This is a genomic window from Streptomyces desertarenae (genome assembly GCF_042681365.1).
GTDB classification, from domain to species: domain Bacteria; phylum Actinomycetota; class Actinomycetes; order Streptomycetales; family Streptomycetaceae; genus Streptomyces; species Streptomyces desertarenae.
In genome coordinates, this window is record NZ_JBHUFU010000008.1 from 1 (window position 1) to 24,752 (window position 24,752).

Sequence of the window (24,752 nt, forward strand, 5' to 3'; positions counted from 1 at the left end):
CGCGCGCCGCCCCCGGGGGCGGCGCGCGGCGGGCCGTGCGGTCAGGGCTCGGGGACGCGGGCTCAGGCAGCGGATACCGTCAGCCTCTGCTATGCCTTGAAAGCGTAGAAAACACACCAAAAAGACTGGAGGTCGGTGTGCCCGAACGTAACACGCTCGCCCACAGCCTGCACGATCTGGGAATGGGCGCATGGTTCGGCGGCTCTTTGATGGGCGCCGTGGGACTGAACGGTGTAGCCCGCGAGTGGGAGGACGGGAAGACCGGAGACAAGATCGCAAGCATCGGATGGGCGAAGTGGACGCCGGTCAACGGCATGGCCATCGCAGTCCACCTCGCCGGCGCCGTCTCCATGCTGGCGTCCAACTTCTACCGGGTCGAGCACCAGCGGGGGATGGGGGCCACCTCGGTGATCAAGACCCTCCTCACCGGTGCCGCCCTGGCGGCCACCGCCTACAGCCGGGTGCTGGGCAAGAAGCTCGAGATGGTCACCTCGGCCGAGCCGGGGACGGACGCGGAGGCCGAGCGCCACCCCGTCTCCCTCGAAGACGCCGAACGGCAGCTCCGCTGGGCCCAGTGGAGCATCCCCGTACTGACCGGCGCGCTGACCGTCGTCAGCGCACTCGCCAGCGAGCAGCAGAAACTGTCCCCGCAGAAGATGGGCATGCTGCGCAAGGCCGCCGCACGCCTGGACATGGACTGAGCGCGGTCCGCCGCACGCGGACAACGGTGCCCCGGCCGCCCAGGCCGGGGCACCGTGCGGTGGACCGCGGCCCGGCCTGCCCCCCCCGTGTGCGTCACCCCCTCCCCCGGGCCCCCACCCGGCCGGTCGCCAACCGCACGCCGCGGCCCTGCCCACGTCCGGCTGCGGCACCCCCGGCACGGGCAGGTCGCTGCCGGCGCAGGAGCGCAGCGGGTGGCGGGGAGCCGCCGGACACCGGTGAGGTGACGGCAGATCACGCCGCAGTGGGAGCGCTCCTCGGATCCGGTGGTTCGGAGCCGGCGTGCTCGACGCGGCGCAGCTCGCCGGGGGAGCCCGCGGAGGAGTTGCCCGCGAAGGAGGGGACCGGCTCGGCGACGCAGCCGCCCGCCGGCATCCGGTCCACCGCGATGTCCGCCGCCGTGCGGACCACGGTGAGGTTCCCGCGGCCCTGCCGGACAGTCCCGTGGCCTGCGGCCGTGGGGACGGGATGCGCGAAGCGCTTGCGGGAGGCCGTGTCGCCGCCGTGCCGGAGGCGGCGATCGCGTCCCTCGTCGTCGTGGTCCTGTCCACGGCCCTTGCACTGCCGGCGCCCGTTGATTACGGTCCGATGCCGGATCAAGGCCACCTTGAAACTCCAGGCGAAACAGACGGTGCCGACCGCACGAGACCCCGGGGGGTGGCCGTGGAACTGCGTTACCTGACCTCCTTCATCGCGGTGGCCGAGGAGCTCCACTTCGGCCGCGCCGCCAGGCGGCTGCGGATGGCGCAGCCGCCGCTCAGCCAGCGGATCCGCCGGCTGGAGAAGGAGCTGGGCGTCCAGCTCTTCGAGCGCAACACCCGCTCGGTGCGGCTCACCAGCGCCGGCCGGTCCTTCCTCGAGCCGGTCCGCCGGGTGCTGGACGACCTGGACGTCGCCGTGCGAGCCGCCAAGGCGGCCGGGCAGGGCGAGTACGGCCGCGTCACCGTCGGCTTCGCCGGCGCCTCCTCACACGACACCCTGCCGCTGCTGACCCGCGCGGTGCGCGCCGCCCACCCCGGCCTGGAACTGGTGATGCGGGGGCAGACCTACGCCGACGTCGCCCTGGCGAAGGTCGCGGACGGCTCCCTCGACCTCGGCTTCGTCCGGCTCCCCGCCGACCTGCCGGGTGTGGAGACCCGCGTGATCGGTGAGGAGGAGCTGCTGTGCGCGCTGCCGCAGGACCACCTCCTCGCCGAGCGCGAGCGCATCGCCCTCGCCGATCTGGAGGGCGAGCCCTTCGTCACGTTCCCCGCCAACGCCGGCTCCTCGCTCCGCGACGCCTCCTTCCGCGCCTGCGAGGAGGCCGGCTTCCGGCCCCGGGTGGTGCAGGAGGCCCCGGACTCCTACACCATCCTGGCGCTGGTCGCGGCCGGCGTCGGGGTGACCCTCACCCTCTCCTCGTGCCTCCACATCCAGCAGACCGGCATCGTCCACCGCCCCCTGGGGGGCCCTCCCCGACGGCTGCGGGCCGCCCTCGCCTGGCGCCGCGACAACCCGTCGGCCGCCCTCCGCAGCGTTCTGCGGGTGGCGGCGGAGGCCCTGCCCACTCCGCCGGGGTACGAGGCGGAGGGCGGGAGGTCCGGCGGGGCGGCGCAGCTCCGCGAGGCCCCGAAGGCGGCCGGAGCCGATTGAGTGGTCCGGCGTCTCGATCCGTCGTCGATCGAGTATTGGACCGGGCGCGCGACCGGTGGAAAGGTCGGTCGCATCCGTATCCGCACCCCTGAAAGGCCACGACATGCCCGGTCAGTCCGATGTCGTCATCTGCGAACCGCTGCGCACCCCCATCGGCCGGTTCGGCGGAGCGCTGTCGTCGCTGCGTCCCGCCGGCCTCGCGGCCCGTGTGATCGCGGAACTCGTGCGCCGGACCGGCATCGACCCCGAGCGCGTGGACGAGGTGATCCTCGGCCACGTCTACCCCACCTCCGACGCCCCCGCGATCGGCCGGGTGGCGGCGCTGGACGCCGGGCTGCCGGTCTCCGTCACCGGCGTCCAGCTCGACCGGCGCTGCGGTTCCGGTCTGCAGGCCGTCCTGGATGCCGCGATGCAGATCCGCGCCGGTTTCAGCGAGGTGGTGATCGCGGGCGGTGTCGAGGTGATGAGCGCGGCCCCCTTCTACACGCACGACGCACGCTGGGGCGTCAAGGGCCCGGGCCTGGAGCTGCACGACTCCCTCGCCCGCGGCCGCGTCACCGCCGGCGGCGTCAACCACCCGGTGCCCGGCGGCATGATAGAGACGGCCGAGAACCTCCGCCGCGCGTACCGGATCAGCCGCGAGGACCAGGACGCCCTGGCCCTGCGCTCCCAGCAGCGGGCGGCCGCGGCCATCGGGGCCGGGCTGTTCGACGAGGAGATCGTCCCGGTGCCGGTGCGCACCCGCAGGGGCGGGACCACCGTCTCCGCCGACGAGCACCCGCGCCCGGACACCACGGCCGAGAAGCTCGCCGCCCTGAAGCCCGTGATGGCCGCGTCCGACCCGGAGGCGACGGTCACGGCCGGCAACGCCAGCGGCCAGAACGACGCCGCCGCGGCCTGCATCGTCACCAGTGCCGGGACCGCCGAGCGCCTGGGGCTGACCCCGCTGGTCCGCCTCGTCTCCTTCGCCAGGGCCGGGGTCCCCGCGCAGACCATGGGCATCGGCCCGGTCCCGGCCACGCGCGCCGCCCTGGGGAAGGCCGGGCTGACCCTGGCGGACCTGGACCTCATCGAGCTCAACGAGGCCTTCGCCGCCCAGGTCCTCGCCTGCACCCGTGAACTGGGCCTCACCGACGCCGACCACGAGCGCATCAACGTCAACGGCTCCGGCATCTCCCTCGGTCACCCCGTCGGCGCCACCGGCGGCCGCATCCTGGCCACCCTCGCCCGCGAGATGCGCCGCCGCGAGGCCCGCTACGGCCTGGAGACCATGTGCATCGGGGGCGGCCAGGGACTGGCCGCGGTCTTCGAGCGCGTCGCGGGCTGACGCTCCCCGCCTCCCGCCGGCGGGCCCGGGTCCGCCGGCGGGAGACCGCCTGAGCCGATCGGCGGGAACCGCGCCGGCACCGGACGCGCCGCCCGGGGCCGTACGGCAGGACCGCCGCCGACGGCTGCCCGGCCCTCGGCCGGGGCGTCCCGACGGCCGCGGAGCTGCTCCGGGCGACGGGTGCGGGCACGGCGCCGGACCACGGCGCCGACAGAGACCGCTCCCCGGCGCCCCTCCCCGTGGGGAGCCGCGTCCGGTTGCACGCCGTCGCCGCCTCCGCGGAGCCGGTGAAGCGGGGCGGGGCCGCCATGGCCCGGGACGTCGCGTTCGAGCCGGCGGACCCGGGGAACCGGCCTGCGTCGCCGAGTCGCTGACGCACGTCCGTCCGTGCTGCGGTCGCGGTCGCGATCGCAGCAGCCCGGCGTCCGGACGGCCGCCTCTCTTGACCGGTGACCGTCAACGAGTATGGTCTAGACCAAGCGGGAGCGCGGATGCGTCGCCGCAGCCGGCCCCACCGTCACGGCTGCCGTCCCGCATGTCCGCGCCTCCCCCGAGCCGTTCCGGCGAACCCGCGCGAAAGGCGCGGTCCCCCCACGAAGGAGTTGCCATGAAGGGTAAGAAGAGGCTGGCCGTCGCCATCGGAGCGGGCATCGCCCCGCTCCTGGCCGTGAGCCTGCCGGCCGGCACGGCGAACGCGCACGGCTACATCTCCTCGCCCCCGAGCCGCCAGGCCCAGTGCGCCGCGGGTGTCGTCCCCTGCGGCCCGATCAAGTACGAGCCGCAGAGCGTCGAGGGCCCCAAGGGGCTGAGGAGCTGCAGCGGCGGCAACGCCGCCTTCGCCGAGCTCGACAACGACAGCAAGGGCTGGAGGGTCACCCCCGTCAGCCGGACGACCAGCTTCAACTGGCGCCTGACGGCCCGCCACGCCACCAGCACCTGGCAGTACTACGCGGGCGGCCGGAAGATCGCGGAGTTCAACGACGGCGGTGCGCAGCCCGGAGCGACCGTCACGCACCAGGTGAACTTCGGCAGCCTGTCCGGAAAGCAGAAGGTGCTCGCGGTGTGGAACATCGCCGACACCGCCAACGCCTTCTACGCCTGCGTGGACGTGAACATCGGCTGACCCCGCCGATCGGCGCCGGCTTCGCGGGAGGACGGCCGGCGCACGGGGCGCGGCGCCCTGCGGGGACCGCCGCGCCCCGGTCCTCGGAGTGCCGGCGACCGGGTCACCGCGGGACGGCCGCCGGGCCGCGGCCCGTCGGGGGCGCGGCTGCCCCACGCCGCCCCCGAGAGGCCGCGCGGCCGGGCCGGGGGGAACCTACGCCTCCCCCGGACGACCTGTCCCTCCCCGAATTCACCCCTCCCCGACTCCGCCCACCGCCGGGGCCTGTGAGCCCCGCCGCGGCCCGGCGGGCGGCGCGTGCCCTCCGGGCCCGTCAGGGGTGGGGCCCTCCCGCGGGGCCGCCCCGCGCGGCCCCCTCCTCCTGCGCGAGCACCGAGTGCCGGTAGGAGTAGCCGAAGTAGACGACCAGACCGATCAGGAACCAGGCCGCGAAGCGCAGCCACGTCTCCGTCCGGAGGTAGGTGATGAGCCAGACCGAGGCGATCACGCCGATCGCCGGGGTGAACGGCATGAAGGGGGCGCGGAACCGGCGCGGCAGCTCGGGGTGGCGGTAACGGAGCACCATCACGGCGGTGCACACCACGGCGAAGGCGAGCAGGATGCCGATGTTGGTCAGCTCCGCCGCCTCACCGATCGGTACGAAACCCGCGATCACCGCGGAGGCCCCGCCCACGATCCAGGTGACGCGGGTGGGGACGTGCCGGGTCGGATGCGTCCTGGCGAACCAGCGCGGCAGCAGGCCGTCACGGCTCATGGAGAACCACACCCGCGTCACGCCCAGCATGAAGGTGAACATCACGGTGAGGATGCCGATGATCGCCCCGACCGCGACGACATCGGCGACGGCGTCCAGCCCCACCGACTTGAAGGCGGTGGAGAAGCCGCTCTCCGGGTCGACTTCCGTGTAGTTCTGCATGCCCGTCAGGGTCAGGCAGGCCAGGACGTACAGCACCATCGCGATGGCGAGCGAGTAGACGATCGCCCTGGGCATGTGCCGCTGGGCGTCCCTCGACTCCTCGGCGGCCGTGCTCATGGCGTCGTACCCGAAGACGGCGAAGAAGACCGTGGCCGCCCCGGTGAAGGCGCCGCCGACGCCGTACGGGAAGAACGGGCTGTAGTTGCCGGTGTCGATGTGGAGGAAGCCGACGACGATGACCAGCAGCACCACCAGCACCTTCAGGACGACGACCGCCGTCTCGAAGCGCGCCGCGTTCTTGATGCCCAGGGTGAGCAGGTAGGCGATGAGGAGGCAGAGGACGGCCGCGATGAGGTCGACCCGGTGCCCCTCACCGGTGCCCGGGGCGCCGAGCATCCAGGCGGGCAGGGCGGTGCCCGTCTCGGTCAGCAGGAAGTTGACGTAGCCGGAGATGCCGATCGCGACGACCGCGACGATCGCGGTGTACTCCAGCAGCAGGTCCCATCCGATGAACCAGCCCGCCAGCTCGCCCAGGACCGCGTAGCCGTAGGTGTAGGCGGAGCCGGCCTTCGGGATCAGTCCGGCGAACTCGGCGTACGAGAGCGCCGCCGCCGCGCTGGCCACACCGGCGATGAGGAAGGACACCAGGACGGCGGGGCCCGCGGTTCCGTTGGCGACGGTCCCGGCCAGGGTGAAGATCCCGGCTCCGATGATGCCGCCGACCCCGATGGCGGTGAGCTGCCACAGGCCGAGCGTACGGGCGAGCCGCTCGCTCGGAGCGCCCTCGGCCGCCTCGATGTACTCGATCGGTTTCCGACGCAGTACGCCCTGTCCCATCCGGAGCCCGGCCATGACCTCGTCCTCTCCGCCGGTGGCTGACAGCCGCTCATGATGACGGACCGGGCGGGGTGCCGGAGGCAGGCGCTCCGGAAGTGGTCCGTCCGCCTGCCCGCCCACCGGCCGGGCTGGGCCTTACGGGTGCCGCCCCTTCCGGTCCGGCGGCGGGCCGGCGGTGGGAACCGGGACGGGGCCGGTGCCCGCACGTCCGCGCGAGGACGCTTCCCCGGTGCGCGGAGGAGGCGCGGCGGGCCGCCCGGCGGTGGAGGGAGCCGCCGGCGGAGGGGGTCTGCCCCGCTGCCAGGTGCCGGTGTGCCACACCGCGTTGCCCGACCGGTCGTGGAGGACGAGGGTCCCGTCGTTCCGGAAGAGGGCGCAGGCGCCCCCGGCCAGGCCCCGGGCGCCTGCCGCTGCCCGACGTCAGGGCCGCCTTCCTGCGGACCGTCGTTCCGCGCGGGGAGTCGGCGCCGGCCGGGACGCGCGCGCCGCCGTGCGCCTCCGGCGCACGGGGGCGCTGTGCCGGGGCGGGGGCGCCTCGACGGCGGCGGATGCCGTACCCCGGCGAGCAGCGCGGTCGTCACCGCCGCGGCGGTCAGACATCGGCGGAATGCTTTCATCTCATCCTCCGGAGACCCACAGGAATCACGCGCCCCGGAACCCCGGAGCAGCCGGCGGTGGATTACCCGGGGCACTCCCGCCTCGCCCCGGCCCGCGGAGGGAGCCGAGAGAGCAGGCCGCCCCATCCCGCCGTGGGGAATTGTTCTCCCTCCCCCGCCCCGGTCGGCAGGGCGAGCAGGGAGAGGAAATGACGACCGGAATCGCCCTCGTACCATCCGGTGGAATTCTCCGCGGCCCGGCATCCCGGTTCCGGCGCCTGCGGCGCGGTACCGGCCCACCGGGGCGGGTCCGGCGCGGCCGCGGGCCCCGGCGTCCGGGGCACCCCGGCGGACACGGGCCGGCCTCGATGCGGCGCCCGCCGCGCCCCGGGCGGTGCACACCTCCGCGGAGCCGCGCGAACCGGCTGCGGGGCCCGCCGGTCCCGCGGCCGTCGCATCCCGCCGGCCCGGCACCCCCACTCCACCGCCCGGCTGCCGCCGGACAGGTCTTTGCCGAGCTTTTACGGGATTTTGCCCGATTTAGTTTCGTTTCATTAACCAACTAATTTATCGTTGCCCTAGGCAACAAAGTGGAGGTGTGCCGCCGTGGAGCGGTTCGAGGAGCTGGCCCGGCGGCTCAGCGCCGTGGGGGCCGTGAAGCGCGACCTGGGACGCACCCTCCCGCAGGACTGCCCGGCGGGTTCCGCCGCCGTGCTCACCGCGCTCGACCGCGAGGGCGAGATGCGGATGAGCCGGCTCGCCGAGCTGCTCGCCGTCGACACGTCGGTCACCAGCCGGCACGTCGCCCACGTGGCGGACCGGGGCTGAATCGAGAAGTCCCCGGACCCCGCGGACGGGCGCTCACGGATCCTGCGGCTCACACCCGCCGGCCGGCGGAAGCTGGCGCAGCTCTCCGAGCGCTACACCCGGGCGCTCGCCGCGCACCTGGCCGACTGGTCCGACGACGAGGTCGACCGGCTCAACGCGATGCTCGCACGGCTGCGCGACAGCTTCGGCGGCTGCCGCACCGCGCCGCGGCCCCCGGACGCCGGGGGTCCCGCGGAACCGACCACCCGTACACCCGCGTAGGAAAAGGAAGTCCATGGCCACATCCACACCGACCGGTGTGCGGGGCAGCCACGCCAAACACGGAGCGGGCGCCGGGAGCGACGCTCCGATGACGCACCGGCAGATCATGGAGGCGCTCTCCGGGCTGCTGCTCGGCATGTTCGCCGCCGTCATCGCGTCGACCATCGTCTCGAACGCGCTGCCCGAGATCATCGCGGAGCTCGGCGGCGGGCAGAGCGCCTACACCTGGGTGGTGACCGCGTCGCTGCTGACGATGACGGCCTCCACCCCCCTGTGGGGCAAGCTCGCCGACCTGAGCAGCAAGAAGGCGCTGGTCCAGGTGGCTCTGTGCATCTACATCGCGGGCTCGCTCGTGGCCGGCCTCGCCCGGAACCCGGGCATGTTGATCACCGCCCGTGCCGTCCAGGGCCTGGGCGCCGGCGGTCTGGCCGCGCTCTCCCAGATCATCATGGCCGCCATGATCTCCCCGCGTGAGCGGGGCCGCTACTCCGGCTACCTGGGCGCGACCTTCGCCGTCGCCACCGTCGGCGGCCCGCTGCTCGGCGGCGTCATCACCGACACCCCGTGGCTGGGCTGGCGCTGGTGCCTCTACGTCGGCGTGCCGTTCGCGCTGGTCGCGCTCCTGGTGCTGCAGAAGACGCTGCACCTGCCGGTGACCAGGCGGAAGGTCAGCGTCGACTGGGCGGGCGCCTGCCTCGTCACCGCGGCCGTCTGCCTGCTGCTGGTCTGGGTGACCTTCGCCGACGACAAGTACGACTGGCTCTCCTGGCAGACCTGCGCCATGGTCGGCGGCGCGATCGTCCTCGCGCTGGTCTTCCTGCTCGTCGAGACGAGGGCGAGCGAGCCGATCATCCCGCTGCGGCTGTTCCGCAACCGCACGATCACCCTGGCCTCGCTCGCCTCCCTGCTCGTCGGTGTCGCGATGTTCGCCGGCACCGTGTACTTCAGCCAGTACTTCCAGCTGGCCCGGGGCCAGTCGCCGACGATGTCCGGCGTCATGACGATCCCGATGATCGGCGGCCTGTTCGTCTCCTCGACGGTCTCCGGTCTGGTCATCACCAGGACCGGCAGGTGGAAGGCCTGGCTGGTCGCCGGCGGTGTGCTGGTGACCGCGGGCCTGGGACTGCTCGGCACCATGCGGTACGACACCCCGTACTGGCACCTGGCCCTCTTCATGGCCGCCATGGGCCTCGGCATCGGCATGATGATGCAGAACCTGGTGCTGTCCACGCAGAACCAGGTGGCGCCGCAGGACCTCGGCGCGGCCAGCTCCGTGGTGACCTTCTTCCGGTCGCTCGGCGGTGCGGTGGGCGTCTCGGTGCTCGGCTCGGTGATGTCGACCCGGATCGGCCACCACGCCGAGGACACCGTCTCCTCCCTCGGCCCCGGTGAGCGGGCGGCGGCCGGCAGGACCCTGGCCGGCGGCGGGATCCCCGACATGGACCTGCTGCCCCCGCACATCCGCACCTGGCTGGAGGGCGCCTACGGGCACGGGATCGCCGACGTCTTCCTGTACGTCACGCCGGTCGCCTTCCTCGCCTTCCTGGTGACGCTGTTCATCAAGGAGGTCCCGCTGCGGACGTCGGGCGCCCTCGCCCAGGCCGCCGAGCGGCAGCCGGACGCCGTCCGGGCCGGGGGGACCGCGGCGGCGCGGGCCGCCGGGACCGAAGGCCCGGAGGAGGACGTCCCGAGCCGGGCCACCGCCTCCCGCACCGGGGAGGACACCGCGGGCGGGGCCGCGGACACGCCCTCCGGCGGAGGGATACCGGTGCGCGGCCGCGTCCGCGGCGCCGAGGACGCGCCCGTGCCGCGGGCCGCGGTGACGCTGATCTCCCTCACCGGACGCCGGCTCGGCCGCTCGGTCGCCCGGGGCGACGGCGGCTACGCCCTCGACGCCCCCGGCGCCGGCACCTACGTGCTGATCGCCTCGGCCGACGGCTTCCAGCCGCAGGCCTCCACGATCGTCGTCGACGGCGGGCCCCTCCTCGCCCACGACATCCTGCTGAACGGCACGAGCGGGCTCGGCGGTGTGGTGCGGGCCGCCGGCAGCGGCGAGCCGGTCACCGGCGCGACGGTCGTCGTGACCGACGTCCGCGGCGACGTCCTGGCCGCGGGGCAGACCGGCGAGCAGGGCCTGTTCACCTTCGCCGAGCTGGTGCCCGGCCCGGTGACCGTCGCCGTCAACGCCGCGGGACACCGCCCGGCGGCGCTCCCCGTCGAGGTCGGCGGCACCGGGGTGACCCGTGTCGAGGTCGAGCTGCGCACCGGGGCGCGGGTACGGGGCACCGTGCGGGCCGCGGGCGGACCGCTGGACGACGCCCGGGTCACGCTCGTGGACGTCGCGGGCAACGTGGTCGCCACCGCGACGACTGGGGCCGACGGGGCGTACGCCTTCACCGACCTCGACGGCGGCGAGTACACGGTCATCGCCGGCGGCTACCCCCCGGTGGCCACCGGGGTCCGCGTGAGCGGGCACGGGGTCGAGAACCACGACATCGAACTCGCCCACCCGGGCGAGTAGTCCGGTCCCGGCCCCCGGGCGGTGCCGTGAGCGGAGGGCGGCGTCCCCTGGGCCGGAACGGCCCCCGGGCGGAGGGCAGGGGGCGGCCCACGCGGGCCCCCGGGGCACACGGCACCGGCGCGGCACCTCAGCGGCGCAGGACCCGCTTCTGGAGCGCCTCCAGCGGCCCCGCCGAGAACCGCCGCAGCCACAGCGCGGAACCGGCCGTCAGCACCAGGCACACTCCCGCCCACAACCCCATCACCCACCACGGCCGCCCCGTGCCGCCGAGCCGCTCCGCCAGGCCCAGCCCGATGCCGTACGCGGCGAACACGCACAGCACGTTCTGGAGGACGTACGCGGACAGCGCCGTCCGGCCGACGCAGGCGAGTCCCGTCATCAGGGGACCCGGCCGCCGCACCCGGTCCACCAGCGCGCCGATCAGGCCGATGTACCCGACGGCCAGCAGCGGGGCGGCAGCGTACCGGCTCAGCAGGAACAGGTCCGGGCCGCCCAGCGCCGCCGCCACGTTGAGCGGCAGCCCGAGACCCAGCCCCCACGCCAGCATCCGGGAGCGCAGGCGGCGCCCCGTCCCGTCCGCGCCGAACGCCCCCGCCCGGTACAGCCGCACGCCCAGCAGGAGGAGGGAGACCAGCAGGAAGAAGGTCAGCACCGGTTCCAGGCGCAGCGCGACCGCGTTCTGGAGCCGGAAGGCGACCTGCTCGGGGTAACTCCCGTGCGCGTACAGGTCGACGATCTCCGGGGGGACCGTGCCGCCGTCCTCCGTGCCGCTCAGGACCAGTGCCGCCGTCAGCAGGCCCATCACGGCCAGGTGCGCGCCCGCCCCCCACCACATCACCCGGCGCCGCGCCCGCTCCGAGCGGGTCAGCAGCCAGGCCACGAGCAGCGCGGTGACCGCGTACCCCATCAGCACGTCCCACGCGAAGACCAGCACGAAGTGCAGCGTGCCCTCGCAGAACAGGAACAGCGCCCGCCACCGGTAGCGTCCCGGCCACGGCTGCCCGCGCCGTGCCGCCGCGTCGTACTGGACGGCCAGCCCGACCCCGAACAGGATCGTCAGCAGTGACAGGAACTTGCCGTTCGCGAGCAGGGTGAACACGCTTTCGGCGGCTTCCGGGAACGACCCGAAGGACGCCTCGGCCGTGCCGGACCGCAGGACCCCCCACTCCGCCCCCGGGGCGGTGAAGATCCACACGTTGGTCATGAGCGTGCCGAGGACGGCCGCGCCGCGCAGGACGTCGAGCAGGACGAGCCGTCCTCCGGTGGGCGGGGGTGCCGGTGTCTGCGGGGGCTGGGTGCCGGTGTCCGTCATGGCCCCATCGTCACGGCGCTTCCGGGCGGGATCCTCGTGAGCGGGGCCGAACTTCCGGTACGCCGAAGGACGCAGGCGCCGGCGCGGTCGCTTCCTCCCCGCGGGGGAGGAAGTCTCCGGCCGGCGTCGCGGGGCCGCCGGCGGGACGGTGCGTGCCGGGGCGAACGGTCCCCGTGCGGCCGGATGTCAGCGGATGAGTCCGGTGACGAAGCGCGCCCGCTCCGCGACCGGGGCGAACGGCAGGTGCACCGGTTCGTAGCCGTAGTCGGTGTAGGCCGCGACCATCGACTCGTAGGTGCGCTCGGCCTCGGCGTAGGACTGCCGGCGCTCGCCGTCCTGCCGGTAGATCTCCGGCCACGGGGGCGCGACGAACACGCGGCGGCGGTAGCGGAAGGTTCTGGCGGCGGTGTCGAGGTGGGCGGGGACGGGAAGCCCCTCCAGCCGCAGGTAGCCCACGATGTCCGGGATTCCCCGGTCGAAGAAGACCGGCGCCGTGCCCGAGGCGGCCGTGCGGTACGAGCGCAGCTCCCAGCAGAGCATCAGTTCGGCGAACAGGGCCGGATCGGTCCACGGCAGCGCGGGCCCGGCGATCGCCGCCTGGTCCCGGATGATGCCGCGTCCCGCTTCGGGGGAGTGCGCATGGCCCGTCTCCCGCAGGTGGTCGATCAGGGTGGTCTTCCCGGAACCGGGCCCCCCGGTGATGACGACGAGCCGTTCCGCTCCCAGCGTCATGCGGTGATCCTCCCAGTCCACGTCGCCCGCCGCTCCGCCCGGCGAAGGGCTCCGGAGCCGCCCGCCGGCGGAACCCTACCGGCACGGCCGAACCGCCGGCCGGAAGCACACCCACGTGGACCCGGACCCCGGCTCCCGGCCGGCGGGCCGCGTCCGGCACCGCGGAAAACCAATTCGGCGGATCGGCCGTCGAATTCGATTCGATGATTCACCGATCACCGGACAGAGGCCGCCGAACTCCTCCTTTCCGCCTCGGAAATCCATATCGGCGGACGGTTTTTCCACCGGGCCCGTACCGGAGTTCTTGCCTGCGCGACACACCGATGTCAGGATTCCGGCGAACCGGCGTCCACCCGCGGTTCCGCGGTCGGCCGCAGACGCGTCCGTCCCCCCTTTCCCCCGGAATTGACCGACCACCAAGGAGCACCATGTCCGGTTTACGCGACACCACGGGAGCGATACGCCGATGGCTCGGCCTGCTGGCGGGCGGCCTCGCCGTACTGCTCGCCGGGCTGGGCCTGACGCCCGCCGGCGGTGCCGAGGCGGCGGCCGCCGCGGCCGCGCCGTCCACCGCCGCACGCGGCAATCCGGCTCCGGGCGACGCGATGGCCCGGGTCGCCGCGATGCAGCCCGGCTGGAACCTGGGCAACTCCCTCGACGCCACCGGCAGCGACGAGACCTCGTGGGGCAACCCGCGCATCACCGAGGCCCTGCTCGACAACGTCAGGGCCCAGGGGTTCAACAGCATCCGCATCCCCGTGACCTGGAGCCGGCACCAGGGCCCGGCACCGGACCACACCCTGGACGCGGCGTACCTCGCCCGTGTCAAGGAGGTGGTCGGCTGGGCGCTGGCGGACGGCTTCCACGTCATGATCAACATCCACCACGACTCCTGGCAGTGGATCGCGGACATGCCGGCCGACCGCACCGGCGTCCTCAACCGCTACAACGCCATCTGGAAGCAGCTGGCCGCCGCGTTCCGGGACTCCTCGCCCAGGCTGGTCTTCGAGAGCGTCAACGAGCCGCAGTTCACCGGCGGTTCCGGTGACGCCCAGAACGCGGCGCTGCTGGACGAGCTCAACACCTCCTTCCACCGCATCGTGCGCCAGTCCGGCGGCAACAACGCGACCCGCCTGCTCGTCCTGCCGACCCTGCACACCTCCGCCGACCAGGCGCGGGTGGACGAGCTGACCGCCACCATCGACGCCCTGGGCGACCGCAACCTCGCGGCGACGGTGCACTACTACGGCTACTGGCCGTTCAGCGTGAACGTCGCGGGCGGGACGCGTTTCGACGCCACCGCCCAGAAGGACCTGACCGACGCGTTCGACCGCGTCCACAGCGCGTTCGTGGCACGGGGCATCCCGGTGATCCTCGGCGAGTACGGCCTGCTGGGCTTCGACCGGCACACCGGCACCATCCAGCAGGGCGAGAAGCTGAAGTTCTTCGAGTTCCTCGGCCACCACGCCCGCGTCAGGAAGATCACCACCATGCTGTGGGACAACGGCCAGCACTTCCGGCGCACCGATTTCCGGTGGAACGACCCCGAGCTGTTCGCGCAGATCAAGTCCAGCTGGACGACCCGGTCGGGCACGGCCTCGTCCGACCAGGTGTTCAGCGCCCGCTCGGCGGCCGTCACCGACAAGACGCTCACGCTGAACCTCAACGGCACCTCGTTCACCGGACTGCGCCACGGCTCCACCGACCTGGTGCCCGGCAGGGACTACAACCTCCGGGGCGACCGGCTCACCATCACCGCCTCGGCGCTCACCCGGCTGAGCGGATCGCGGGCGTACGGCACCAACGCGGTGCTGCACGCGCGGTTCTCCAAGGGGGTCCCGTGGCGGATCGACCTGGTCACCCACGACACACCGGTCCTGCGGAACGCCTCCGGGACGACGGATTCGTTCGCCGTCCCCACCGACTTCCGCGGTGACAGGCTCGCCACGATGGAGGCCAGGTACGCCGACAGCACCAACGCCGGCCCCCACGGCTGGACCTCCTACAAGGAGTTCGACCGCGCCTTCGCGCCCGACTACACAGGCGGCGCCACCAGGCTGACGTCCGACTTCTTCGCGGAGGTCAGGGACGGCTCCCGCGTGACGCTCACCTTCCACTACTGGAGCGGGACGACGGTGACCTACCACGTCACCCGGTCCGGGACCTCGGTCACCGGCACCACGGCCTGACCGGCGCCCCCGGGCGCCGGACGGGCCGGCGCCCGGGGGCGGGGCCGGTGCAGCGGGCCGAGGGGGCCAGGGCCCCCTCGGCGGGGCCGGGGACCGTCAGCGGGACTGCTCGCGCCGCTCGGCGTTCCTCTCCCTGATGCGCGCCGCCTCCCTGCGCACCTCGGCCTGGGTGGCGCGCTCCTTCTGCAGCCACTCGGGGTTCTCCGCCTTCAGGGCGTCGATCTCCTCCGTGGTGAGGGGCTCGGTGATCCCGCCGCGGGCCAGGCCCGAGATGGACACGCCCAGCTTCGCCGCGACCACCGGCCGGGGGTGCGGGCCGTTGCGCCGCAGCTCCTGCAGCCACGCGGGCGGATCGGCCTGCAGCGCGTTCAGCTCGGCGCGCGAGACGACGCCTTCCTGGAACTCGGCGGGGGTGGCCTGGAGGTACACACCCAGCTTCTTCGCCGCTGTGGCGGGCTTCATCGTCTGGGTGCTCTGGTGCGGCTTCATGCTCCCAAGGGTATCGAGCGCGCGCGGCGCCTCCGGCCGCGCCCGGTAGGCTGGCGCGGTGACAGGCTCGGAAGCATCCCCCTCGTTCCGGCTCGCATACGTTCCGGGAGTGACGCCCTCCAAGTGGGTGCGGATCTGGAACGAGCGCCTGCCCGACGTCCCCCTGCACCTCGTCCAGGTGCCCGCCGCCGAAGCGTCCGACGTGCTGCGGAGCGGCGGCGCCGACGCGGGGCTGCTGAGGCTGCCGACCGACCGGACGGATCTGAGCGCGATCCCCCTCTACACCGAGACGACGGTGGTCGTGGTCCCGAAGGACCACCTCGTGGCGGCGGTCGAGGAGGTGACCGCCGAGGACCTGGCCGACGACGTCGTGCTGCACCCCCTCGACGACACCCTCGACTGGGAGCGCCCGCCGGGGCGGCCCGCCCTGGAGCGTCCCGCCACCACGGCGGACGCCGTGGAACTGGTGGCGGCGGGGGTGGGCCTGCTCGTCGTCCCCCAGTCGCTCGCCCGGCTCCACCACCGCAGGGACCTCACGTACCGGCCGGTCACGGGCACCCCCGCGTCGCGCGTCGCGCTGTCGTGGCGGGAGGACGGGACCACCGATTTGGTGGAGGACTTCATCGGGATCGTCCGGGGGCGGACCGTCAACAGCACGCGGGGGCGCCGCCCCGCCGCGCCGGAGGAGCCGAAGCGCAAGCGGCCCGGCAAGGGCGGCGCGCGGCAGAAGCCCGCACCCGGCACGTCGGCCGGCCGGAACCCCCGGGGGGGCTCCGGCGGCCCCAAGGGGGGCAGGCGCGGCAGGCCCGGCGGGCGCGGCCGCCGGTCCTGACGGCTCCCGTGCGGCCGGCCCGCTCCCCGCCGGGCCGGCACCGGCGGAAAGGCCCGGGAGCCGCCGTCAGTGCGCGCCGGCCCGGCGCACCTCCGCGGCCGCCTTCCGGGCCGCCACCAGGACCGGGTCCCACACCGGGGAGAACGGCGGCGCGTAGCCCAGGTCCAGGGCGGTCATCCGCTCGACCGTCATCCCGGCGGACAGCGCGACCGCGGCCACGTCCACGCGCTTGCCGGCGCCCTCGCGCCCGACGATCTGCACGCCCAGCAGGCGGCCCGTGCGGCGTTCGGCGATCATCTTCACGTGCATCGGCGCGGCGCCCGGGTAGTAGCCCGCGCGGCTGGTCGACTCGACCGTCGCGGTCACGAACCGCAGTCCGGCGGCTCTGGCCTGGCCCTCCAGCAGGCCGGTGCGGGCGATCTCCAGGTCGCAGACCTTGCTGACCGCCGTGCCGACGACCCCGGGGAAGGTGGCGTAGCCACCGCCGATGTTGGTGCCGATGACCTGGCCGTGCTTGTTCGCGTGCGTGCCCAGCGCGACGTGCCGGGTGCGGCCCGAGACGAGGTCGGGGACCTCGACGCAGTCGCCTCCCGCCCAGATGTCCTCCCGGCCGCGCACGCGCATCGCCAGATCCGTCAGCAGGCCGCCGGACTCCCCCAGCGGCAGCCCCGCCTCGCGCGCGAGTCCGGTCTCGGGCCGTACGCCGAGGCCGAGCACCACGAGGTCGGCCTCGTACTCGGCGTCCTCCGTGGCGACCGCCCGCGCCCTGCCCCCCTCGCCGGTGCGGACGGCGGTGACGGTGGTCCCGGTCACCGTCTCGATGCCCATCCGGCGCATCGCCTCGCGCACCAGCCGGCCCATGTCGGGGTCGAGCGTGGTCATCGGCTGTTCGGCCCGGTCCAGCACCGTGACCCGGTAGCCGCGGCGGACCAGCGCCTCGGCCATCTCCACGCCGATGTAGCCGGCGCCCACCACGACCGCGCGCCGCGGCGCGTCCGCCGCCCGGGACGCCTCGTTCCGCTCCAGGTCCGCCAGCAGCGCCCGGCCGTCGTCCATGCTCTGCACGCCGTGCACGCCCGGCGCGTCGATCCCCGGCAGGTCGGGGCGCACGGGGCGGGCGCCGGTGGCGATGACCAGGTGGTCGTAGCCCAGCCACCGCTCACCGGTTGCGCCGCTCCCCCGCTCCCGGAGGCGGATCCGCCCGCCGTCCGGGTCGAGCGCGGTGACCTCGGTGTGCAGCCGCAGGTCGATGTCCCGCTCGCGGTGCTGCCGGGGGGTCCGCGCGATCAGGTCGTCCGGGTCGGTGACGTCCCCGCCGATCCAGTAGGGGATGCCGCACGTGGAGTAGGAGGTGTGGCCGCCCCGCTCCAGCGCGACGATCTCCAGTTCCCCAGCCCGTCGGAGCCTGCGCGCCTGCGAGGCGGCCGACATGCCCGCCGCGTTCCCCCCGATGACCACCATGCGCTGCGCGGCCGCCATGCCGTGTGCTCCCTCCGCCGTACCGGTCGCGTACCGGCTCCGCCGTGCGTATGCCCGCACCGCGGCGCGGTACCGCCGGCCGCGGTGCGGGCCTCGGGCCGGGCCTCGTCAGGCCGTGCCCGGCGCGCCGGTGGCCGCGGGCGCCCGCATCCGCTCGCGGAGCAGGTTCAGGCAGGGCCCGCAGTGCCGTTCGGTACGGGTGTGCCCCTGGGGGGTGGGCGGATCCGCCCACCCCCCGCACAGGGCACGGCTCCTCGTCCCCTCCGCCAGGACGTGCCAGACGGAACCGGTGCCGGCCTCGTCCGGCCCCATGCGCATCTCGTACACGGCGCCTCCTCCACGGCTTCCTGTGCCATGGAAGGCCCAGACACCCGGGACCGGTAACCGGAGGGGGCCATTCGGGTGACCGGACCCCGGATGCGGGGCCCGGGCGGGACGTCCGGCCGTGCGGCGGCGGGGCCGGCCGTGGGCGGTCCGGTTCACAGCAGGCGCTTGATCTCCCCGCGGGCCCGGTAGAAGCCGCCCCGGGCGGCCACCCGGACCTCGGAGACGACGTAGCGGGCGCCGGGGACGCGGATGTCCTTGGGGAACTGGACCCGCCAGGAGGGGTCGTAGCCGGGGGAGACCACCCGGACACGGGTACGGGCCCCCTCCTGCACGCACTCCACGACCACCCCGTGCCCGGAGGCGGCCGAGGAGGCCCGGACCGTCTCCAGCTCCCGCGTGGGCGTGACGCGCTCCCAGCCGGAGGCCTTGACGTCGGCGGTCTGCGGCAGCCGCCCGCCCTGGGCCTCGCGGACCGCGCTCTCGCCGGCGTCGACGCAGGCGAGCGTGCCGTCGGTGGTGACCAGGTAGAGCCGCTCGCCGCGGTACTGCATCGAGTAGGCGGATCCGCAGCCGGTGCCCAGCTTCCACAGCCGGGTGCCGCCGGCGTCGAAGCAGTAGACGGAGGAGTGGTTGTCCCCGGCGAAGACGTACCGGCCGTCGGGGGAGGCCGCGCAGGAGAACACCGGGGCGTCGCAGCGGTACCGGGCCCGCACCTCCCCGTCGTGCTTGGCCAGGCGGTAGACCAGCCCCCGGCTGGTGCCGGCGAAGACCTCGCCGGCCTCCTGCCAGCCGAACAGCACCGATCCCTCGGTGGGGACCGACCACTCCGGGGCACCGTCGCGTGCCGCGTACCGGGCCACACCGCTGGAGTCCCCGTGGTAGACGCCGTCCTCGTCGCAGCGGACCATCCAGGCGTGGCTGCCGGAGCCCGGACGGCGCCACTGGAACTCGTCCTCGTGGTCGACGGTGGTGACACCGCCCCGGGCGTCGGAGACGCCGAGGACGCCGTCGTGGATGTCCAGCCAGTAGATGTCGACGTCCGCGGCTATCTCGTAGGCGACGTGGGGCACCTTGCCGCCCAGGTCGTAGACGCGGCCGTCGTCGCATCCGGCGTAGATCCAGAAGTCGTCGGCGACGATGCACTTGACGCCGTCGGGGAGGCCGAACCGGCCGGTGACCTCGCCGTCGTGGGTGAGGGTGAAGACGTCGCCGTTCTGGTTGCCCACCCAGGCGTGCTCGTCGTCGACGAAGACGCCGAAGGCGGGCGCGCCGGAGCGGAACCGCCACAGCACGGGCGCCTGGCGGGCCGTGGAGCGGCTGCTGGTGATCTCGCGCCGCGTGACCGGGCGGCGCCGGCGGACCCCGCGCACGGCCGGCGCGTAGCCCTTGCGGACCTTCTCGCCGATCTTGCGGGCGGCGGCGGCCGCGGCCTTCTCCGCCGTCGCGTAGCCGGTGGTCCGCGTCTGCCCCTTCTCGCCGATCCGGCCGAAGGAGACGGTCACCTCGGTGCCGCTGAGCCGCACCTCGTAGAACTTGTGCGCACCCCCGTTCTCCTCCGACAGCTCCAGGTAGGTCGTCGACTCGGCGGCAACAGGCATGGCGGACCCTTCGTCGGGCGGCAGGCGGGAAGGACGCCGGGTTGCGCACACCCGTGCGGCGGTCTCCGGCGATGGGGGAAACCCTAGGCTTGGGCAGTGACAGCGGGCGCTGACGGGCGGTCACGGGGAGCCGGGGGCGGATCCGGCGCCCCGGCCGCCCTCATGGACGAGGCCCGCGGGGACCCGCTGCCGGCCGCGCGGGCGGTGACACCGCCCGCGGACCCGGAGACGGCGGCGGACCCGGAGACGACGGCGGGGCCCCGGGCCGCTGCCCGGAGCCCCGCTCGCGCGTACGGCCTCAGCCGATCTGCGCGCCGAAGACCGTGAGCGCCTCCGTGACCGGCTGGAAGAACGTCTGGCCGCCCGAGGAGCAGTCGCCGCTGCCGCCCGAGGTCAGGCCGATCGCGGCGTCGCCCGAGAAGAGCGAGCCGCCGCTGTCGCCGGGTTCGGCGCAGACGTCGGTCTGGACGAGCCCCTCGACGACCTGCCCGCTGCCGTAGTTGACGGTGGCGTTCAGGCCGGTGACCGTCCCCTCGTGCACCCGGGTGGTCGAACCGCTGCGGACGACCCGCATCCCCACGGTCGCCTCGGCCGCCCGGGTGATCGTCTGGGTTCCGCCGCCGTAGAGGTTCACCTCACTGGGGTGCGGGGTGTCGCCGTCGTACGCGACCAGCGCGAAGTCGTCACCGGGGAACCGGGAGTCGACCATCGTGCCGATCGCCGGGCCCCCCGGGGACTGCGACCACCGGCTGCCCGTCTCGCCGCAGTGGCCCGCCGTCAGGAAGTGGGGCTCGCCGCCCCTGACGACGTTGAAGCCGAGCGAGCAGCGTCCGCCGCCGGAGTGGATGGCGTCACCGCCGGCGGCGAACGGCTCGAACTCCCCGGCCGAACGCCTGAGTTCGGCCTTGGAGCCGAGCCCCTTCACCACCTCGGCGAGCCGGTCCAGGGACTCGCCCTCGACGGTGCGGTCGGCGGTGACGACGACCTTGTTGGCCACCGGGTCGACGGCCCACGAGGTGCCGGGTATCGACGCCTCGTCCTTCAGGGTCCGCCGGGCATCGGCCAGGTCGGCGAGCGTGTGCTCGACGATCCTCGCCTCGCCGCCGGCCCTGCGCACGGAGTCGGCCGCGGTCCCGTCCGCGACGTTGACGACCAGTTTCCCGGCCGGGGCGTCGTAGTAGGCGCCGGCCGCGTCGGCGCCTAGTTCGCCGGCGAGCGACTCGGCGAGTTCTCCGGCCGCCGCGGCCGACAGGGTCCGCGCGGTGAACCGCGGCGCCTCCTCGGCGGCGTTGGCGGCCTGGAGGGTGAATCCGCAGCCGAGTACGGCGGCGGCGGTGCCGCAGGCGAGGGCGGCGCGCTTCCCGGATACACGACGGTGTCTCACATCGACCTCCTGTGGGGGGCCGCGTGCGGACGGGTGGGGGGCCGCACGCGGAGGATGAGCGGCCACTATTTCCCTACCGTCCGGTAGCACACAAGGCCGGCCCCTCCGACGGTCACCCGATCTCCACGCCGCTCCCCCGGGGCGGTCACCGGCCGGGAGCGGTCCGGAAGCCCGGCGCAGCGGGCCGGGCTTCCGGACCGGGGCCCGGGACGGGCCCGGCGGCGCGGCGGGCGCGGAGGCTCAGCGCTCCCGCCCCGCCCCCGGCTCCCTGCCGCCTCCGGGGAGGAACTCCTGCACCTTGGCCTTCACTCCCTGCCGGATCACCGAGCCGCGGTCGCTGTCGCCGTGGAGGAGGGCGGAGGCGGTGGCCTCCATCTGGTCCCAGGTGGCGTGCGGCGGGATCGGGGGCACGGCGGGGTCGGTGCGGAAGTCGATGACGAAGGGGCGGTCGGCGGCCAGGGCCCGCTCCCAGGCGGGCCGGACGTCCTCGGGCCGCTCCACGCGGACGCCGTCCAGACCGCAGCGGACGGCGATGTCGGCGTAGGGCAGGTCGGGGAGGTGCTGGGACTCCTCGAACTGCGGGGCACCGGTCATCGACCGCATCTCCCAGGTGACCTGGTTGAGGTCCTGGTTGTTGAACACGGCCACCACCAGGCGCGGATCGGACCACTGGGCGTGGTACTTGGCGGCGGTGACCATCTCCATCATGCCGTTCATCTGCATCGCGCCGTCACCGACCAGGGCGATGGCGGGCCGGTCGGGGTGGGCGAACTTGGCGCCGATGGCGTAGGGGACGCCCGGTCCCATGGTCGCCAGGGTGCCCGACAGCGAACCGCGCACGGCCCCGGTGAACCGCAGGTGGCGGGCGTACCAGTTGGTGGACGAACCGGAGTCGGCGGTGACGATCGCGTCGTCGGGCAGCAGCCCGTCCAGGACGTGGACGACGTACTCGGGGTTGACCGGGTCGGCCTCCAGCGCCGCGCGCCGCCGCATCACCTCCCACCAGCGGGCGACGTTGCCCTCCACCGTCCGTCGCCAGGAGCGGTCCTGCTTGCGGTGGAGCAGCGGCAGCAGCCGCTCCAGGGTGGCGCGGGCGTCGCCGACCAGGTTCACCTCGAAGGGGTAGCGCAGGCCCACCATGTGCGGGTCGATGTCGATCTGCACCGCGCGCGCCTGCCCGTACTCCGGCAGGAACTGGGTGTAGGGGAAGCTGGAACCGACCACCAGCAGCGTGTCGCAGTCGCGCATCAGCTCGTAGGAGGGGCGGGTGCCCAGCAGCCCGATCGAGCCGGTGACGTAGGGCAGGTCGTCCGGGAGCGCGTCCTTGCCCAGCAGCGCCTTGGCCACCCCCGCGCCGAGCACGTCGGCGAGCTGCTCGACCTCCGCCCGCGCGCCGCGGGCCCCCTGCCCGATCAGGACGGCCGTCCGCTCCCCGGCGTTGAGCACCTGCGCCGCCCGCGCCACGTCCTCGTCCGCCGGCACCGGGGCGGAGGCGCCCAGCCCGATGCTGGAGGGCACCATCTTGAACTCGTGTCCGGGCGGGGTGTACTCCAGCTCCTGCACGTCGGCCGGGATGATCACCGCGGTCACCGTGCGCCGGCCGCAGGCGGTGCGGATCGCCCGGTCGATGAGGTTGGGCAGCTGCTCGGGCACCGTCGCCGTCTCGCAGAAGTCGGAGGCCACGTCCTTGTACAGGGTGTGGAGGTCCACTTCCTGCTGGTAGGAGCCGCCCATCGCGCTGCGGTCGGTCTGGCCGACGATCGCCACCACCGGCACGTGGTCGAGCTTGGCGTCGTACAGGCCGTTGAGCAGGTGGATGGCGCCGGGTCCGGAGGTGGCGGCGCACACCCCCACCCTGCCGGAGAACTTCGCGTAGCCCACCGCCTGGAAGGCGGACATCTCCTCGTGCCGGGACTGCACGAACCGGGGCCGGTCGTCCGCCCGGCCCCAGGCGGCCAGCAGCCCGTTGATGCCGTCCCCCGCGTACCCGAAGACGTACTCCACGCCCCACTCCCGCAACCGCCGCAGGACGTGGTCGGCAACCTTGGTCTCCGCCACTCGTCTCTCCGTTCCCTGTGTCGTACGAGCACCCGGCCGGCCCCGGCAGGGGCCATGACCAGGTAGCCGCAGCGCACGGGCGGGAAACATCAGGGCGCCGCGGTGCACCTCCCGGGCGCGGGCGGCAGGGCGGCGGACCGCCGCCCCGCCGGGCGGGCGCCCCCGGAGCAGGCCGGACCCCGCGGGACGCGGCGGCGCGGGGGCGCGGGCGTCACGCGCCGTCGCCCGGCCCGGCGGCCGCGCAGGCCGGATGGCCCCAGCCGTCGGGGTTCTTCGCGATCGTCTCGCCCTTCGCGTACGGCCGCCCGCAGCGGCACCGGCCCGGGAACCTGGCCTTGACCGAACCCCCCGGGGAGCGCGTACTCCGCGGGCGCTGCGCCGCCTTCGCGCCCGGTGCGCCCGGCCTGCGGGCCCCCTTCCCGCCGGCGGCGGGGCGCGCGGCGGGCTGCGGCGGGGGCAGTTCGTCGCCCGCGGCGGAGCCGATCGGCTGCTGGGTGCGGGCGGTGTGGCTCGCGGCCCGGTCGGCGGCGTCGTTGAGGGCGTCGCCGTCCACCCGGTGGGCCGGGGTGTGGACGAACTCCACGCTCCGGCCGGCCAGCAGCGCGTCGATGCGCATCACCAGCTCCTGGTTGGCCACGGGGGTGCCGGCGGAGGTCTTCCAGCCCTTCCTGCGCCATCCCGGCAGCCAGGTGGTGACCGCCTTCATCGCGTACTGGGAGTCCATCCGCACCTCCGCCGGCACGGCCGGATCGAGGGTCTCCAGCAGTTTCTGCAGGGCGGTCAGCTCCGCCACGTTGTTCGTCGCCCGGCCCAGCGGCCCGGCCTCCCAGCGCTCCACCCCGCCGTCGGCACCGGCGATGACCCACGCCCAGGCCGCGGGCCCGGGATTCCCCTTCGACGCGCCGTCACAAGCGGCGATGATCTTCTCCACCACCCTCCGATCCTGCCATCCCCCCGCCGCCGCCCGGCCACCGGGCCGCCCGGCGGCGGGCCCGGCCGCGGTTCCCTCCGGCCGGGGCGCCGGCCGGCTCCGGCAGAATGGCGGGATGCCCGGCACACGGACCACCCGGTACGCGGCGGACGGCGCGAGGCGGCTCGCCGCCCGCCTGTGGCACCTGCTCGCGGGGCCGCTGCAGTGGCGCGCCCTGTGGCTGGTGCACGCCAAGTTCACCGTCGGCGTCACGGGCGTCGTGCGCGACGGGGACGGCAACGTGCTCCTCCTGCGGCACCGCCTGTGGCGGAGGGACCGGCCCTGGGGCCTGCCGACGGGCTGCGCCCGCAGGGGCGAGACCCTGGCGGAGACGGTCGTGCGCGAAGTCCGCGAGGAGACGGGGCTCGACGTGCGCGTCGGCGGACTCCTCCGGCTCGAGAGCGGCTACCGGCTGCGGCTGGAGGCTGCGTACGAGGCCCGGCTCACCGGGGGCACCCTGCGGATCGACCCCTTCGAGATCCTGGAGGCCGGCTGGTTCCCGCCCGACGCCCTCCCCGCCGGACTCCTGGAGTCCCACCGCCGCCTGATCGAGCGCGGACCCGACTGACGGCACGCCACCCGCCCGGCCGTCCACGAACCACTGGGAGGCGCCGCGCCCCG

The 24,752-nt window shown here is 74.5% G+C and carries 18 protein-coding genes and 2 pseudogenes; 9 read left to right on the plus strand and 11 right to left on the minus strand.

The window, feature by feature from the left end; genetic code table 11:
- Positions 1-137 precede the first annotated feature (137 nt).
- Positions 138-701: a hypothetical protein gene (locus ACFSJS_RS14635; protein WP_380900307.1), complete on the plus strand. Its 564-nt coding sequence runs from the start codon at positions 138-140 to the stop codon at positions 699-701.
- Between the two features lie 180 nt (positions 702-881).
- Here the strand turns inward: ACFSJS_RS14635 and ACFSJS_RS14640 are convergent.
- Positions 882-1,271 (minus strand): annotated as a pseudogene (locus ACFSJS_RS14640) (CoA transferase subunit A); the annotation flags it as partial.
- A gap of 112 nt (positions 1,272-1,383) precedes the next feature.
- On the opposite strand from ACFSJS_RS14640, the gene ACFSJS_RS14645 reads away from it, so the two are divergent.
- The 3 genes from ACFSJS_RS14645 to ACFSJS_RS14655 all read left to right on the plus strand — a co-directional run bounded on the left by ACFSJS_RS14645 (position 1,384) and on the right by ACFSJS_RS14655 (position 4,802).
- Positions 1,384-2,352, plus strand: coding sequence for a LysR family transcriptional regulator (locus tag ACFSJS_RS14645; protein WP_380900308.1), 969 nt, complete (start codon positions 1,384-1,386; stop codon positions 2,350-2,352).
- A 103-nt stretch (positions 2,353-2,455) separates the two neighbouring features.
- Positions 2,456-3,679 carry an acetyl-CoA C-acetyltransferase gene (locus tag ACFSJS_RS14650; RefSeq protein ID WP_380900310.1) on the plus strand — a complete coding sequence of 408 codons (1,224 nt, stop codon included), beginning with the start codon at positions 2,456-2,458 and terminating at the stop codon, positions 3,677-3,679.
- 607 nt (positions 3,680-4,286) lie between these two features.
- The gene (locus tag ACFSJS_RS14655) at positions 4,287-4,802 is read left to right on the plus strand and encodes a lytic polysaccharide monooxygenase auxiliary activity family 9 protein (RefSeq protein WP_380900312.1); all 516 of its coding nucleotides are present in this window, start codon (positions 4,287-4,289) and stop codon (positions 4,800-4,802) included.
- 313 nt (positions 4,803-5,115) lie between these two features.
- Here ACFSJS_RS14655 and ACFSJS_RS14660 read toward each other — a convergent pair whose 3' ends face one another.
- Positions 5,116-6,570: an amino acid permease gene (locus ACFSJS_RS14660; RefSeq protein ID WP_380900314.1), complete on the minus strand. Its 1,455-nt coding sequence runs from the start codon at positions 6,568-6,570 to the stop codon at positions 5,116-5,118.
- Between the two features lie 1,187 nt (positions 6,571-7,757).
- Here ACFSJS_RS14660 and ACFSJS_RS14665 point away from each other — a divergent pair.
- Positions 7,758-8,240 (plus strand): annotated as a pseudogene (locus ACFSJS_RS14665) (MarR family winged helix-turn-helix transcriptional regulator).
- An 88-nt stretch (positions 8,241-8,328) separates the two neighbouring features.
- On the plus strand, positions 8,329-10,761 hold the full coding sequence (locus tag ACFSJS_RS14670; protein ID WP_465269797.1) for an MFS transporter: 2,433 nt from the start codon (positions 8,329-8,331) through the stop codon (positions 10,759-10,761).
- 127 nt (positions 10,762-10,888) lie between these two features.
- Here ACFSJS_RS14670 and ACFSJS_RS14675 read toward each other — a convergent pair whose 3' ends face one another.
- Together ACFSJS_RS14675 and ACFSJS_RS14680 are read right to left on the minus strand one after the other, a co-directional pair.
- Positions 10,889-12,073, minus strand: a complete 1,185-nt coding sequence (locus ACFSJS_RS14675; RefSeq protein ID WP_380900318.1) for a DUF418 domain-containing protein — start codon at positions 12,071-12,073, stop codon at positions 10,889-10,891.
- A 186-nt stretch (positions 12,074-12,259) separates the two neighbouring features.
- Complete coding sequence (locus tag ACFSJS_RS14680; RefSeq protein ID WP_380900320.1) at positions 12,260-12,805, minus strand: AAA family ATPase; 546 nt, start codon at positions 12,803-12,805, stop codon at positions 12,260-12,262.
- 428 nt (positions 12,806-13,233) lie between these two features.
- On the opposite strand from ACFSJS_RS14680, the gene ACFSJS_RS14685 reads away from it, so the two are divergent.
- Positions 13,234-14,994: a cellulase family glycosylhydrolase gene (locus tag ACFSJS_RS14685; protein WP_380900322.1), complete on the plus strand. Its 1,761-nt coding sequence runs from the start codon at positions 13,234-13,236 to the stop codon at positions 14,992-14,994.
- 96 nt (positions 14,995-15,090) lie between these two features.
- Here the strand turns inward: ACFSJS_RS14685 and ACFSJS_RS14690 are convergent, their stop codons facing one another.
- On the minus strand, positions 15,091-15,483 hold the full coding sequence (locus ACFSJS_RS14690) for a DUF5997 family protein (protein WP_380900324.1): 393 nt from the start codon (positions 15,481-15,483) through the stop codon (positions 15,091-15,093).
- Between the two features lie 58 nt (positions 15,484-15,541).
- Between ACFSJS_RS14690 and ACFSJS_RS14695 the strand changes: the two genes are divergently transcribed.
- Positions 15,542-16,315, plus strand: a complete 774-nt coding sequence (locus tag ACFSJS_RS14695; RefSeq protein ID WP_380900326.1) for a LysR family substrate-binding domain-containing protein — start codon at positions 15,542-15,544, stop codon at positions 16,313-16,315.
- A 66-nt stretch (positions 16,316-16,381) separates the two neighbouring features.
- Here ACFSJS_RS14695 and ACFSJS_RS14700 read toward each other — a convergent pair whose 3' ends face one another.
- The 6 genes from ACFSJS_RS14700 to ACFSJS_RS14725 form a co-directional block, all read right to left on the minus strand.
- Positions 16,382-17,794 carry an FAD-dependent oxidoreductase gene (locus ACFSJS_RS14700; RefSeq protein WP_380900328.1) on the minus strand — a complete coding sequence of 471 codons (1,413 nt, stop codon included), beginning with the start codon at positions 17,792-17,794 and terminating at the stop codon, positions 16,382-16,384.
- Positions 17,795-17,902: 108 nt separating this feature from the next.
- On the minus strand, positions 17,903-18,121 hold the full coding sequence (locus tag ACFSJS_RS14705; protein WP_380900330.1) for a hypothetical protein: 219 nt from the start codon (positions 18,119-18,121) through the stop codon (positions 17,903-17,905).
- Positions 18,122-18,273: 152 nt separating this feature from the next.
- Positions 18,274-19,719 (minus strand): WGR domain-containing protein, encoded by a 1,446-nt coding sequence (locus ACFSJS_RS14710; protein ID WP_380900332.1) that lies wholly within the window; start codon positions 19,717-19,719, stop codon positions 18,274-18,276.
- A 298-nt stretch (positions 19,720-20,017) separates the two neighbouring features.
- On the minus strand, positions 20,018-21,103 hold the full coding sequence (locus ACFSJS_RS14715) for a S1 family peptidase (protein ID WP_380900334.1): 1,086 nt from the start codon (positions 21,101-21,103) through the stop codon (positions 20,018-20,020).
- Between the two features lie 240 nt (positions 21,104-21,343).
- Positions 21,344-23,161 (minus strand): thiamine pyrophosphate-requiring protein, encoded by a 1,818-nt coding sequence (locus ACFSJS_RS14720; protein ID WP_380900336.1) that lies wholly within the window; start codon positions 23,159-23,161, stop codon positions 21,344-21,346.
- A gap of 211 nt (positions 23,162-23,372) precedes the next feature.
- The gene (locus ACFSJS_RS14725; protein WP_380900338.1) at positions 23,373-24,095 is read right to left on the minus strand and encodes a ribonuclease H family protein; all 723 of its coding nucleotides are present in this window, start codon (positions 24,093-24,095) and stop codon (positions 23,373-23,375) included.
- 112 nt (positions 24,096-24,207) lie between these two features.
- Between ACFSJS_RS14725 and ACFSJS_RS14730 the strand changes: the two genes are divergently transcribed.
- A complete protein-coding gene (locus ACFSJS_RS14730) occupies positions 24,208-24,699 on the plus strand; it encodes an NUDIX domain-containing protein (RefSeq protein WP_380900340.1) in 492 nt (163 codons plus the stop codon).
- Positions 24,700-24,752: the final 53 nt, after the last annotated feature.